Source organism: Leptolyngbya sp. FACHB-261, assembly GCF_014696065.1.
GTDB lineage: Bacteria > Cyanobacteriota > Cyanobacteriia > FACHB-261 > FACHB-261 > FACHB-261.
Genome location: NZ_JACJPL010000010.1, coordinates 90,975 through 103,468, shown reverse-complemented (window position 1 = coordinate 103,468; position 12,494 = coordinate 90,975). Strand labels below are relative to the sequence as shown.

14 protein-coding genes are annotated in these 12,494 nt (G+C 47.7%); 3 read left to right on the top strand and 11 right to left on the bottom strand.

The features are described from left to right. Positions 1-11 precede the first annotated feature (11 nt). A complete protein-coding gene (locus H6F94_RS04745) occupies positions 12-134 on the top strand; it encodes a pirin family protein (protein WP_313949224.1) in 123 nt (40 codons plus the stop codon). 290 nt (positions 135-424) lie between these two features. Here H6F94_RS04745 and H6F94_RS04740 read toward each other — a convergent pair whose 3' ends face one another. Continuing rightward, the gene (locus H6F94_RS04740) at positions 425-586 is read right to left on the bottom strand and encodes a hypothetical protein (RefSeq protein ID WP_190801080.1); all 162 of its coding nucleotides are present in this window, start codon (positions 584-586) and stop codon (positions 425-427) included. An 18-nt stretch (positions 587-604) separates the two neighbouring features. Then, positions 605-1,027: a hypothetical protein gene (locus tag H6F94_RS04735; RefSeq protein ID WP_190801079.1), complete on the bottom strand. Its 423-nt coding sequence runs from the start codon at positions 1,025-1,027 to the stop codon at positions 605-607. Between the two features lie 225 nt (positions 1,028-1,252). Between H6F94_RS04735 and H6F94_RS04730 the strand changes: the two genes are divergently transcribed. Further along, the gene (locus H6F94_RS04730) at positions 1,253-1,900 is read left to right on the top strand and encodes a hypothetical protein (RefSeq protein WP_190801078.1); all 648 of its coding nucleotides are present in this window, start codon (positions 1,253-1,255) and stop codon (positions 1,898-1,900) included. Between the two features lie 510 nt (positions 1,901-2,410). Here the strand turns inward: H6F94_RS04730 and H6F94_RS04725 are convergent. From H6F94_RS04725 to H6F94_RS04715, 3 genes are all read right to left on the bottom strand, one after another. Beyond that, entirely contained in the window at positions 2,411-3,601 is a 1,191-nt protein-coding gene (locus tag H6F94_RS04725) for an alpha/beta hydrolase (protein WP_199320211.1), read from the bottom strand. A gap of 120 nt (positions 3,602-3,721) precedes the next feature. Continuing rightward, positions 3,722-4,669: a phosphotransferase enzyme family protein gene (locus tag H6F94_RS04720; RefSeq protein ID WP_190801077.1), complete on the bottom strand. Its 948-nt coding sequence runs from the start codon at positions 4,667-4,669 to the stop codon at positions 3,722-3,724. Positions 4,670-5,363: 694 nt separating this feature from the next. Further along, complete coding sequence (locus H6F94_RS04715; RefSeq protein ID WP_190801076.1) at positions 5,364-6,032, bottom strand: DJ-1/PfpI family protein; 669 nt, start codon at positions 6,030-6,032, stop codon at positions 5,364-5,366. 103 nt (positions 6,033-6,135) lie between these two features. On the opposite strand from H6F94_RS04715, the gene H6F94_RS04710 reads away from it, so the two are divergent. Next, positions 6,136-6,897: a LuxR C-terminal-related transcriptional regulator gene (locus H6F94_RS04710; RefSeq protein WP_190801075.1), complete on the top strand. Its 762-nt coding sequence runs from the start codon at positions 6,136-6,138 to the stop codon at positions 6,895-6,897. 303 nt (positions 6,898-7,200) lie between these two features. On the opposite strand, the gene H6F94_RS04705 is transcribed toward H6F94_RS04710, so the two are convergent. The 6 genes from H6F94_RS04705 to H6F94_RS04680 form a co-directional block, all read right to left on the bottom strand. Beyond that, positions 7,201-8,658 (bottom strand): TIGR04222 domain-containing membrane protein, encoded by a 1,458-nt coding sequence (locus tag H6F94_RS04705; protein WP_190801074.1) that lies wholly within the window; start codon positions 8,656-8,658, stop codon positions 7,201-7,203. A 380-nt stretch (positions 8,659-9,038) separates the two neighbouring features. After that, positions 9,039-9,257: a hypothetical protein gene (locus H6F94_RS04700; protein ID WP_190801073.1), complete on the bottom strand. Its 219-nt coding sequence runs from the start codon at positions 9,255-9,257 to the stop codon at positions 9,039-9,041. A gap of 295 nt (positions 9,258-9,552) precedes the next feature. Beyond that, entirely contained in the window at positions 9,553-9,984 is a 432-nt protein-coding gene (locus H6F94_RS04695) for a nuclear transport factor 2 family protein (protein WP_190801072.1), read from the bottom strand. Positions 9,985-10,145: 161 nt separating this feature from the next. Then, positions 10,146-10,781: a LysE family translocator gene (locus tag H6F94_RS04690; protein WP_199320210.1), complete on the bottom strand. Its 636-nt coding sequence runs from the start codon at positions 10,779-10,781 to the stop codon at positions 10,146-10,148. A gap of 357 nt (positions 10,782-11,138) precedes the next feature. Then, on the bottom strand, positions 11,139-11,639 hold the full coding sequence (locus H6F94_RS04685; RefSeq protein ID WP_190801071.1) for a GNAT family N-acetyltransferase: 501 nt from the start codon (positions 11,637-11,639) through the stop codon (positions 11,139-11,141). A gap of 61 nt (positions 11,640-11,700) precedes the next feature. After that, positions 11,701-12,420 carry a class I SAM-dependent methyltransferase gene (locus tag H6F94_RS04680; RefSeq protein ID WP_190801070.1) on the bottom strand — a complete coding sequence of 240 codons (720 nt, stop codon included), beginning with the start codon at positions 12,418-12,420 and terminating at the stop codon, positions 11,701-11,703. Positions 12,421-12,494: the final 74 nt, after the last annotated feature.

Genomic DNA, 12,494 nt, shown 5'->3' with positions numbered 1-12,494 from the left:
CCAGAGGTTCCATCCAACTCAATGGCCAGATTCTCGCGGCAGGGGATGGAGCTGCGATTTCCGAGGAGTCCCGAATCACACTTCAAGGTGCTTCCGAAGCTGCCGAGGTGTTGCTATTTGACATGGTCGCATAACGGACCGATAAAGCATTCAGGCTGCCAACTGTGATCTTCGTTCACAAACACACAGGCTTTATCTCCGCTAACACGATAAAGAGTATGGCAGGAAAGGCTATTCCGCAGCTTATTCCTTCCTGCTGTCACAATTCTGCTTGCTCTCTACTCGCCGAAGACTAGGAGAATTCTCATGGCCGTTCATAGTTTATTAACCGCAGAAAATTCTACCGTCGTCTTTGTTGATCATCAGCATTGATCATCAGTCGCAAATGTTGTTTGGGGTGGCTAGTTTGGGGCAGTGACTAAAGCTATGCCTCTACATTGATCGAGATTGATCGAGCTGTCCTCACAACAAATAGCCACTTACCTACGAAGGAAAGCCCTAGCTGCATTGCTAGGGCTTTTTCAGGTCTGAGGATATCGTCGAGGTCGTTTTGGGCATTGGCGACTACCCCGGTTACAATCAGCAAGCTGCAACCAGAGGCAGCTTAAGCTTGCTGAATCAGGCCCGTATAGCCATTGGCCTCAGGGCTAGCAGAAGCGGTTAGCAGATGGTCTACAACTTGGCCAGGTAGAGAGACTTGCAGGTTGCGGATGCCGTATTGACCATCAGAAGGACCGATGACGTTAGCCGATGCAGTCAAAAGGTGGTCGCGCAGCTGTTGGGGAATTGCGGCCGTCAGCATGTGATTACGGCCTTGCTCAGACACAGCCCCAATCGTGAACTGAATGCGTTGGTCTTCAGTACCAACAGAACCATCAGCCGTCAGCATGTGCTCACGAACTTGAGTAGGGACTGAAGCGGTCTCGAAGTGTTCGCGGACCTTCTGAGGGATGCTGGCTTGAGCAGCAGAGGCTAAACCAAGGCTTAGGAGGGAGATCAGAGCGGCATTGCGAAGGGTGGCTTTCATTTTCTTTACCTCAGACTGTTTGGGTTCAAACTCTCGATGTCTTTAATGTAGAACTGGATAGTTTGAATGTTAACAGTCTGAGTGAAAGAATTTTTTAGAGGACTGGCAAGGGGCAGAGAGATCCCAGCTAGAGGAGTTGTGGAAGGGGGTTAGGAGACTATTAGGATCAGTGTAGAAACGGGATCGGTTGTGCTCCCTGACCCAGCGCCGATAAAGTGATTTGCTATGGCTAACCAATTGACTGAGCGAGCATCCCAAGTAAACGAGCTTGCTGCCTATGGCCTGTCTGAGGCTCAGATCGCTCTGCAGCTCGGCATCTCGCGCCAACGGATCAATCAGCTTAAGCAACGGTATGGCATCAAGATTAAGCCTGCTGAAAGCCAGGTAGAAGCTGAGGCCAAGAGGCTAATCCCAGAGATTAGACGGTTAATGGAGTCTGGCTTATCTCAACCCAAGGTCCGGGACAAGCTGAACATCTCTTGGGGTGTCCTGAAAAAGGCAATCGAGATTGGCAACATCAAGCCACTGCGGCACTCAGAGGACCTGGCTGGTAAAACCTTCGGCCTCTGGACCGTGCTCAAGTTCCACGGGTGCACACCCTATGGCGGCGAGTACGAATGGCTCTGTCGCTGTGGCGGCTGTGGTGAGGAGAAGCCGGTCAGGCGTGCCAATTTGACCCGAGGGCTCTCTACGCGCTGCAAGAAGTGTGCGGCCAAAGCAAGAGGAGGGACCAAGGTCAGACGAGTGGATACGGGGGAGGAGTTTGTTTCGATTGAGGCAGCTGCTCGGCAGGTTGGAATCAGTCGAGCGACGCTGTACAGAAGGATCTGTGATGGAAAAACTATTGTGGGTACTCGCTGGGAAGTGTTTTAAGGGGAGCGAAATTAACGTTGGTGGTGTGACCGGCTTGCTGCAGGCTCCGCTCAGCACATTCTCTCTGACGCAACTTCAAGCGGAGAACCGACAGCACGACGAACATAGGCTGCGTAGGGCTCGCTTACCAAGTTTAAAGACCAGCAAGTGAAACACGATGCCCTGACAAATGCTTCATTCGCTCTCCCTTAAGATTGGAGCTGGCTTATTGGGCTTCACGCTTTTCTAAGACGAATTTACTCGGACTTCCCTAGTTCCTGGTGAGAACAATACACTGCCGCTTGAAATCTTTGGGCTGACAACTAACGCGACCTCTCCGGCTCTCTATGCTCCAGGCACTCTGACAACTATCTTCTCGTGTCTTCTCATTAGCGTTGCAATCATTACCATGCAATATTTAGCGTGCCGTCCAAGCCAGCCGAGCAAGCGTTAACTAGCCCTTTGGCCTAACCCTTTTAAGTCCTCTAACTGTGATTGCTGAGTAGGAAATAAGGCTTACCGCTACAGAGCTTAGTCCGCCTTCATAATAATCTCAGCAATCTTCTCGATGATTGAGAGCGCATCAAAATAGTCGCCGTGGTCAATCGTCCGGTTGGTCAACACTGTTGCATTATGACTATACATATTGTTGGGAACTAAGGCAGGTAAGGGATTGAGCCCTAGGCTATTCTCCCAACGCTTTTGTAGATCAGGACCCGTGAATAATTCGACCCCCTTCTGAAGTGATTCGTGGACAACGTTTTTCTCAACTACAGAGGCTTTTAGAGCATTATCATAGCGAGAATAAAACACATGGGTCTCCTGAACCAGGTGTTGAAGCCCAGCATAGAACAATCCAAGATACTCAGATTTGCTTCCTGGTATACCGTCTACATCACACTGAGTTACCTCCCGACGTTCCACATCAGGAGCTAGCATCAAATAACGATCGACAAAAAAGGCGTCTTTACCGCCCTTATCTATTCGCTTTAATCGTTTCTCAATCTCTTCGTTATTAATTGCATAAATAGGTTTAAAGATTTCACTAACCAATCCGCTCAGCATATTGCAAGTTAAGTAATTACCCATACTATGAGCAATGATGTGAATTTTAGCCTGGGGGTTCTGGGTGCGAATATAGCTGATCAGGGTCGCTAAAGCAGGGCCAGATTGTACAGCCTCGGATCGGTCGGCTAGGTAGTCTAGCACTTTGCCATTAGAAGGCCAAGAAAACCCTACAAAAGCAGTCAAGTTTTGGTTTAAATCGTCGAGAAGTGGGTCATATTTAGAGACAATGCTTTTAAGGCTTTCTCCAGCTGAATCATGTTCATACTCCTCATAAACTATGGGTTCAGTGATCAGGGTAGAACCATATTTTTCTAAAGCTGTACTTAAAGTGTCTGCCAGAAGTGAGAAAGAGGTCAGTGCCCCGTGGAAAGGGACATTAAAACCGTGGATACCAATAATGATTCGTTTTACAGAGCCTTTGCAGAGAAAAGGGGTAAATACAGTTTTCTGAGAGTCTGCAATGACCACTTCGGCTGGCATAGCTGATGGATCAGTAGTGGCTAGGTAGTGAGCCATATATTTCTTCATATCAACCCAGTGGTGGCCACCCTTCTGCAGTTGAATGCGTTGATCCCGATCAAGGTTACGACCTAGATTTTCACGCTCGCGATTGGTTGCAAAAAAACGGATGGGCCTAGGCATAATTTTAATCAAACTGCTTTTAGCAGAATAGTTGCTTTTAGAAATAATGAACGATGATTTTTATGATGAATATTTGCAGCAGGTAAATGCTTAAGAATGAATAACAGCTCAGTATTAGAAGTGTATTCTAGGTTAAAGCAGTGTCTCAACTGCATTGCGGAATGCTTCAATGGCAAACGGCAATTCTCCCACGACAAACGATAGCTCCTCAGGATTGGTAACGAGAAAACCGAGGTTATCGAGGTAAGCCAAGCACAGGAACACCTGCTTGAGTTTTGTGTAATCAGTCGGCAGTGGTGTGACGGTTTCGTACCCCTGTAAAAAGGCTTTCCGTTGTTGCTCCCCAAGTTCCATAAGTGCTAAAGCAAGGTCATAAAGGTAAAAACCGAAACCACAACGGTCAAAGTCAATAATGCAAACTTTTTTGTTGCAGAGTAAGTAGTTACCAGAATGAAAGTCAGCATGAATGATACCAAAGCTGTCTTGCCTGCGTTCCAATTGAGCAAAATGAGTGATTATATAGTTAGCATCAAGCTTCAAACAGTTCAGTTCAGTTTTATCTAGTTCTGTATTGCTTAAAGCCGCATGCAATACCTCTAAACGCTCACTGAAATGGGCTTGATCAAATATTTGGCGTTTGAAGTCTTTAGGCGGCTCAAACTGTCGCGAGTGGATGTGAAGTTGTGCCATCAGAGAGCCTACTTTTGCCAACTGCTCATCGGTCAAAGCGTCTACAGTTGGTGGAATTTTCCCTTCTATCCAGGACAGGAGCGTACATAGCGTTTCTGACTCGCGATCAGCAGGGACACCCGTGACTAGCTCTCCGTCAAAATTCACAATAGCTTTGGGGAGCACCAGGGTTGTATCACTTTGTAAATTGCTTAACCAAGCTAGTTCTGACGATATACCGACTCGGTCATGATTCGCAGATGTATGTAGACGCAGCACATAGGATTTATCGCCAGCATCTACTTTAAAGTTAGTGTTGCTTGCTCCGCCTAATCGCGTTAGCTGAGCGCTTTCTAAGCCATAGTTACGAAGTGCTTCAATTGCAACGCGTAAAAACGTCTTGTCATTCATCATCCATAGTCCCAAAAGTATCTCAACAACCAAGCCAATCCGCTACCGGAAAGCCGGGGCAGCGGGCGAAGCGGCCAAAGGCTGCAAGTAGTTAGATGCAGCACTTTATTGTGTGGCTGTTTTAGCTAATGGCCGTAAGTTTGATGTTCTGTTTTACATGCGTTATTTTCTCATTCTCGACTTGTATTGTTACCTTGCCGGAGTATCCACGCTCGATATAGCAGTCAACAAATAGAGTCCTCTGTTTGCCGCTTTTGTCCAAGTGCCGGACTGAAACAGAGGACTCGCCCTGAGGTTGTACCTTAACCGTTTTCCTGGTTCTGGTTGGAATGTCGCCCATTGAGTATGAAGCGCCCGTAACATTGACGGAAACATTTTTTATGGTGAGAGGACCAAGATTTACGATTTCGACCCGGAGGCCAGATAACAAGTTGAAGCCTATGAATAAGATTGCTAAAACACCAGCTGCAAACAAGGGCGTTTTTGAGCGTATTTTCATAAGTTCACTTCTTACTTTCCATCAAGACGCGGGCAGCCATACAACGGTAAAGTTGGGCGGGAGCAGGTAGACACCCCCAACTGCTAATATCTGAGCATTCAAACACAGATTAAAGACGATTGGAGGCTTATACCAACCATCTGCATCCAATAGGAGGGAGTGCGATCGCAATCAATTTCGGAATTGATGGTCATGTCAAGCTGCCTGTTTCACTGCTAGACCTAAGTTTCTAGCATATAGCATTGCCTTGTTCACTAAATCAGATCCGGCTTTTTTTGGTGAACCCACATCAAACGGAGGCGCTGGGTCGTACTCCATTAATAATTGAGTGATCTTGGCGGTTTCCTCACCATAAAGCACTTCAGCAATCACTAGACCGAAATCGATGCCTGCGGTAACGCCCCCACCGGTTATGCGATTTCGGTCAATTACGACCCGCTCTGTTCCGACCTCAACTCCCAATTCTGCTAGCTGTTCACGCGCCATCCAGTGAGTAGCTGCTCGATAGCCTTGGAGCAGCCCTGCCTTCGCTAGAAACTCAGACCCACCACAAACAGAAGTGACAAATTTTGCTGTGCTACCTTGTTGGCGGAAGAATTCGAGCACCTCTGGATCGTCCACTACGCCCCTCTGTCCTAAGCCACCGCCAACACAAATAACGTCTAAGGGCGGGCAGTTTTCAAGAGTAGTATCAGGCACAATCATCATGCCATCATCGGTTTTGATCGGGTCTAGCGTTTTCCAGATTCGATGAATCTGAATATTGGGAAGCGCACTTAAAACTTGCTGGGGTCCGACAATATCAAGTGCTGTCATACCGGGGTATATTACCAAGCCAAGGATGTGCTTTGGTAAGTCAGTCATGAATCAATTTCCCTCATGGCGCTTGTAACAAAATCTGTCCTTATACTAGGAATGGCAACTCACTGCGTCCAGTCCTCGATCGGGTACTCCTTGGGGCACAACGATGATTTCCTTGCAACTTTTGTTTGAAGAAATCTATCAGATAAAGGATGAAGATGACCTACGGTCGCAGCTTGCGCCAAAAATCGGTGAGTATTTCGCAGCCAAGCGATCAGGGATCTTTTTCTTCGACCGGCTTTCAGCCATTGGCGCGGCCTCTTCTTTGAAGAATCGCAACCTTCAAAAAGTTCTGGACGTTGCCCTATCCATTGAACATAATCCTGTGGCGCGTTATGTAGCAGAGCGCCATACACCTGTCCATGAAGGAGTGGTGACATCCCCCAAGGCATGGGCAATCATTTGTCCTCGTCCTGATCATTGGCATGTTATGGCAGGACCGATCGTTGATCGCGGTAGATTAGTCGGTGCAGTGGGCTGCACCCGTGACAAATCTATGCCTGCCTTTAATAACCAAAATCTAGCTGATTTAAGTGCTATTTGTTTGCACTTATCGGTTTGTACTGCAACTGTGCGATGTGTGCAAAGTTCCGCTTTGAAATCTCAACGTCAACCGTTCAGCAGCAAGCGCCTGACGTCCCGGGAGTTGCAAATTGCCGAATTAGTTGCTTTGGGGCGAACCAACGCAGAGATTGGCAGTCAACTTTGGATTACTGAAAATTCTGTGAAGCAAGCATTAAAGCGCATGTTTCGTAAGCTTGAGGTTTCGTCCCGTGCAGAAATGGTTGCACAGCTTTCAGCGTCAAGGCTCCACTCAGCGGGGGCAAAACCAGAGCCATTTAACTCAATGCTGAACTCCCGCTCATAACCTTTCGGCTCTGTTTTCACCGAGCCCTAAGCGCTATAACAGCAGCCAGCCGCAGCGAACAGATAGAATTGACTTTAAAACAGCTAGAACAAGCTGAGTTTTAATCCCTTTTCCTTAGCTTTGTAGGGCCTGCAAATAGATTTTCAATACCACACTCATTACAGCTCCATGTATCTATTAGGTACTATCTATCATTCGCCATCTGGCATCGTTCTGACAGAAATGTCCTAGGGGCAGTAAACAACCTCTGAACCACCACTGAAATCTTCGTACCGTCTGTTGCAATTGTTAGACAGCTTTCAATCAACCACTGCCACAACCACCACAGCCACCACAACCGCCGCCACCGCCACCGCCACAACTACCACCGCCACCACCATCACCAAAGCTACCGCCACCGCCACCATCGCTAGTAGGTACTGGAGGGAATATCTGCTTTAAGTCAGCGAACATATCGTTTGGTAAAATTGCCATACCGAAAAGAGCAAATACTAGGGGAAGTTGAGGATCTGTATGGCTAACGGCTGTTGAGCGCACACGTGTACGAAGATCTCGTAGAACTCGATCGCCATAACGACTACGATGTGGGGGGATCTGCCAGAAGCCTAACCCGATCACAGCCACGACGATACACATCATGAATAAATAACCAATAGGCTTCCCACGAGAGAGCCCTACCAGAATCTTGGCAATACCTAATCCTAATAGGCAGGCTATTAAGATTGCTGGGTAAGTTTGGGCTTTGGAGGCTTGGTTTTGATTCACCAAAAGCTCAAGCTGACGCAATCGATCCCAAATTACATCTATTGCTTGAGTAACCACATTCCGAACTTTATCAATACGTCCGTCTGAAGCAATCGCATTTGCAACTGCTTGCTCTACAGGATGAGAGAAGTCTCCTACAGATCTCTTCAAAGTCAGAGTTCGTTGTGCTCGCTGTACGGTTACGTATCCTTTTTGGACGAGGTTGACGATCGCAGTATCCACAGCACGATATTTACCTTCAGCCAGGTAGGCAGCTTCGTAGGGATCAAGAGGCACAGGTTGTTGTACTAAATTGCCATAAGGTAACCGCAGATAAGCTCGGAGGCGAGACGCTAGAAATATAACAATAGTTGATAGCTGAAAGTAGAAATTTATAAACTTTGAGCCCGTAAAGTTTAAGGGATTGGGAATGATAGAAACTATTTGACAGCCAGTGACGACAGATGCCAAAGTGAATAAAAGGCATAGGATTACGGCTTGTTTATGTTGCACTCTGGGTAGGCAACTCAAAGATAGCTTTGGCACAAGCCAGTTTTGCTCGGTGTTTACCCGAACAAAGTGTAGATCTCGCCCAAATCGGTCTTTGGGGTCAGACCAAATATCAATTGGAGGAATCTGATCAAAAAACTGCTTATAGCTTTCCAATGTCCTGCTATACCAGTCATCAAACTTCAACTGCTCGGATGAGCCTCCGCGAGTTGGGTCGTGATGCAATGGAGTTTGCAAAACTTTCGGACAAAACTCTTGCCAGTACGATCGCGTATAGCTCAGATGTAAATGCCAAACTTGATCAACCTGGTCGGACGGCGTGACTGGATGTCCTGCGACAACGGCTAGAAATGTAAACTTTTTGTATTCCTCAATCACTCTCTGAGCATAGCCCAATGACCAGCCGTTATCCCTTGCCAACCGTTTGCTGAAAGATAATTGAGTATCTGGCTGGTCCAATGAAAATGCCTGAATTCGTTTGTATAGCTCTATTTGTTGAGAGTTCATTTTTCTCAATTGGTCCCTCATAGATCCTACCTCTAGAGAAAAGCTGCCTCTAGTGGTCTATCTGCTGAAAAACTCAATTATGCGTGGAATTTAGAATTTCTTTACGAAAAGCTGAATGCCAACTAATAACCTCGTCTTTCCCAGCCCATAACCTAAGCCGTCTAACGCTCCCAATCACCCCTTGCCAAGACTTTTGAACTCCCACCAATCGCCCCCATTCCGTCGGCTCACAACGAGCTTGTTAGGCAGCTATGGAGTAGCGCTTTGACTCTATAGCACTTCATTAAATGAAATAAGATAAATATTCTCAGCACAGGCTCTGAAAAGCCATTGTGGATGAGGAAAAATATCGCAACTACTTAGTGATGTATCGTAAAAGACTACTCAATGTTTTCTCCCTCAGTTGCAGTAATCCGATATTTGGCGGCACCAGCTGCATCCGCAACTAAATAACCTTCTGCTAAGGTTGGCTTTCCAGGTGTTGATATCGCTGAAGCTGTAGGTTGTCCTTCACCGTCCAGCAATTCGAGACAAACAGTACCCAGCTCAACCTCTAGCTTCACCTCAGTGCTTAAGCGACTGTTGTTAATATCCTGCAATTTAATAGTTTCAGTAGTAGAACCATCGGTCCGCTGAATAAGCCCCCATGATGACTGTATGGACTATAAACAACGGTACCAGACTTGTAGTTCCTATTGCTATATAAAGCTACGCAGGTACCCAAAAGCGTCATTAAAGTCAGGACTAGTACAACCTGTTCATAAGTTTCAGCTAAATGTGTTTCTTTAAGGTATTGAAATAGTGGAGCTGCTGTCAGCCTAACGCCTAAGCTCAGCTACAACGCCTCGTTGCCTGCAACCAGCTCCGGACTACCGTCACGCCTGCGCTTAGGATTTACCGCCAGAACGCGTCCCACGCATCCAGGTCCTGGAAGTGGTCCCAGATTTCCACGCATACCCCGTCCTGCATGCGCCAGACCTCGGTGAGCACAGTGTTGAGGGAACGCCCATCCTCGCGGCGCCCGGTAAGGCGCTGGACGTTGATTGCGAAGTCGTCTGTGGCGACCACATTAGCTGTGAGATAAAGCGTTCCGCCCGCGAGCGCTCCTAGGCTCCGGACTGCGGCGGCTAAGGCATCGCGGGAGCGCCACTCGCCCGCAATCAAGCTCGTGCCGGGGATGTGAGCGATCATGTCCGGTGCCTGCACGGCAAACATGGGGTCAATGTCCTTGCCAGGGACGACACACTCTTTCGCCTGCCGGATGCGAATCGCATTGGGATGATCGGGTGTTGGCAGGTCTTGGCTGGGCGGTACGGCAGCAGTCATTGGCATTTCCAAGAAGGTAGACGGGATAACCCCGTTGATACGATTGAACGTGGTGCGGCCTAGCGTTCCTGGTTACCTGCCGCAGCTGACCTAGAATACTCCACGGATAATCTCTCGGCGGTCGGTGTGCATTGAGATGTTATGGCTCTTTGCCTTAACCCTCATGCTGTTGCGCTCCCGGACGCTATCAGCTTAAGCCCTAGAAGCCCAAGCACACCGCCCGCAACACGATCAACCACTACCTTTGCACGCAGATAGGCTGCACGCGATGACTCTGATGAGAGCGCGAGGGCAACTACGGCATACCAGGCTGTTTCGATGATGAAGACAAGAGCTGGCAGCGTAACCGCAACTGCAACTGGCAAATTTTGGGGCAGGAGCGCGGCAAAGATGCTGCCATAGAACACTGCCGTCTTGGGATTGCTCAGCTGTGCGCCGAGCGCAACCAGGAAAGACCTGCCCAACTTGCTAGGCATGGGTTGACTGGCCTCGGCCATGGCCAGAGGTTGCTTTGCGCCCCGCCAGATGCATATGCCGAGATAGAAAAGGTAGGCGCCGCCGACAACCTTGAGCACTAGGTATAGCCAGGGAACGCTAGCGAGCAGCGCGTGGAAGCCCAGCAGCACAAGAACTGAGAAGAGGAGCCCCCCAAGCCCCATGCCAGCTGCGGCAGCAAGCCCGTGGGCACGTGAGCTGGCAATAGCGGTGCGGGCGACCAACACGAAGCTCGGCCCGGGGCTCATGGCGCCAACGGTCAGTGTGCCCAATAGGGCAGCGAGTGAGATGAGAAGCTCCACGGTCTGTTCCTCTTACAACGTTCGACTGGCAAAGTTCGACGGCAAAGTTCAACTGGCAAAGTTTGGCCGGGCCTTAACAGCGAAAAGCAGCACTAGATAATTTTGGATGCATAACAGAAATATTTCGCTTGCTGCGTCAACAAAATGTTAGGCACTCTTCGCGACTGCGTGCTATCTCGTTTCTACGTGTCTGCCTAACTCTTGTTTCATACTCAGCAAAGCCAAGCCTCGTACTCAGAGCGCACCGCTATGAATTTAGTACTAACCGCTATTTTTGTGTTCTTATGCTGGTGACAGCCTAATATTGGTTTAACCTGCAAAGAACATTTGGCCTGGGTTCGCTTGAAACCAGAGGTATTAATCTTTTGACTTCTTATATTTTTCATCCACTAAAACCACTGAGGTTTCAACTTGCCGACCTGGAATCGCCCAATATTTCTTTAGTAGGTGATTCTTCTCTTCTTCATCAACCAGGCAAAAGCCATGCTTTTCATAGAAACTTATTGCCCAACTGGCTGCCTTCCAGGTTCCGATCAAAATCGGTTTTGTTGAATCTTTGATGAGTTCCCGGAGCAGAAGTGTTCCAATGCCTCTGTTTCTTTGTTTTGTTCTTACATACGCATGACGAATCAACTCTACATCCGTCTTATCCTGAATCCCCATGACTCCAAAAATTTCATTATTCTCGAAATAACACAAAAATTTTACGCCATCCTCAATTTGCACTTTTAGCTCTTCTTTTGTCATGTATGGCTCATGCCATCGATCTGGTGGAATCACTCCTTTATAAGCAGTTGCTGCATCATTAATGGCATTGAAGATTTCTTCGAAGTCTTTATCGGTACCTTTTCGTATCATGGGTTTCTCCGTTTCTCAACAGATTATCATTTCTGCCAGTCGCAGATTGTTATGCAGTGTCTTAGGCAAGAGTGGCTGAGAAACACAGCTGGTCACTATACGAACCTGGTTCCAATCCATCTGTGTAGTTGGCGCAGAGAGCTATATTGGTGTATCCATATTCTCGCAAGCACATCATAAATTCTTCCCGACCAAACCAATGTAACGGGAGATGCTGTAATTCTGTGTCGACCAATTTTCCGTCTTTCCATTTCTCATATCGAATTAGAGTGTGCTCAATTTGCTCCATCCAATCGATCCAAGATGACGTCTGCATTACAATCATTGAGTTATCCAAGCATTTAATAGGCTCCCGTTGTTTCACAGTATGTTCTGTTTTGAAAGAGCCAACAGGCAATTCTAGATCCACGAAGATTTGTCCGTTGGGTTCTAAATGTCTAGCAAAGGCTTGTAATGCTGCGATTGCTGCTGTTCGGCTTCCTAACAGCATGAATGAGCCTAAAGTCACGACAATGGCGCTAAACTTACCCGGAACATTCAAGTTTTCGATTGAACCCTGATACAGTACGGGGTCTAAGCCTCTGGCGGCACAATTTTGTTTACAAGCAGCTAGCATATGCGGCGATGCATCAATTCCCTCAACCTGCAAGCCTGCCTCTAGTAGAGGAACCAATAAACGTCCTGTACCGACCATTGCCTCCAAAATTCTTCCACCGTTTTTGGAGAGATGGTGAATGAAATAGGGAACATCAGGGTATTCCTTACCTACGGGTTTGGTCAACTCGTACACCTCTGTACACAGATTCCCGTATATGGTTAGTGTCATCTCTACCGTCTACTGCTAATCAAGCACTG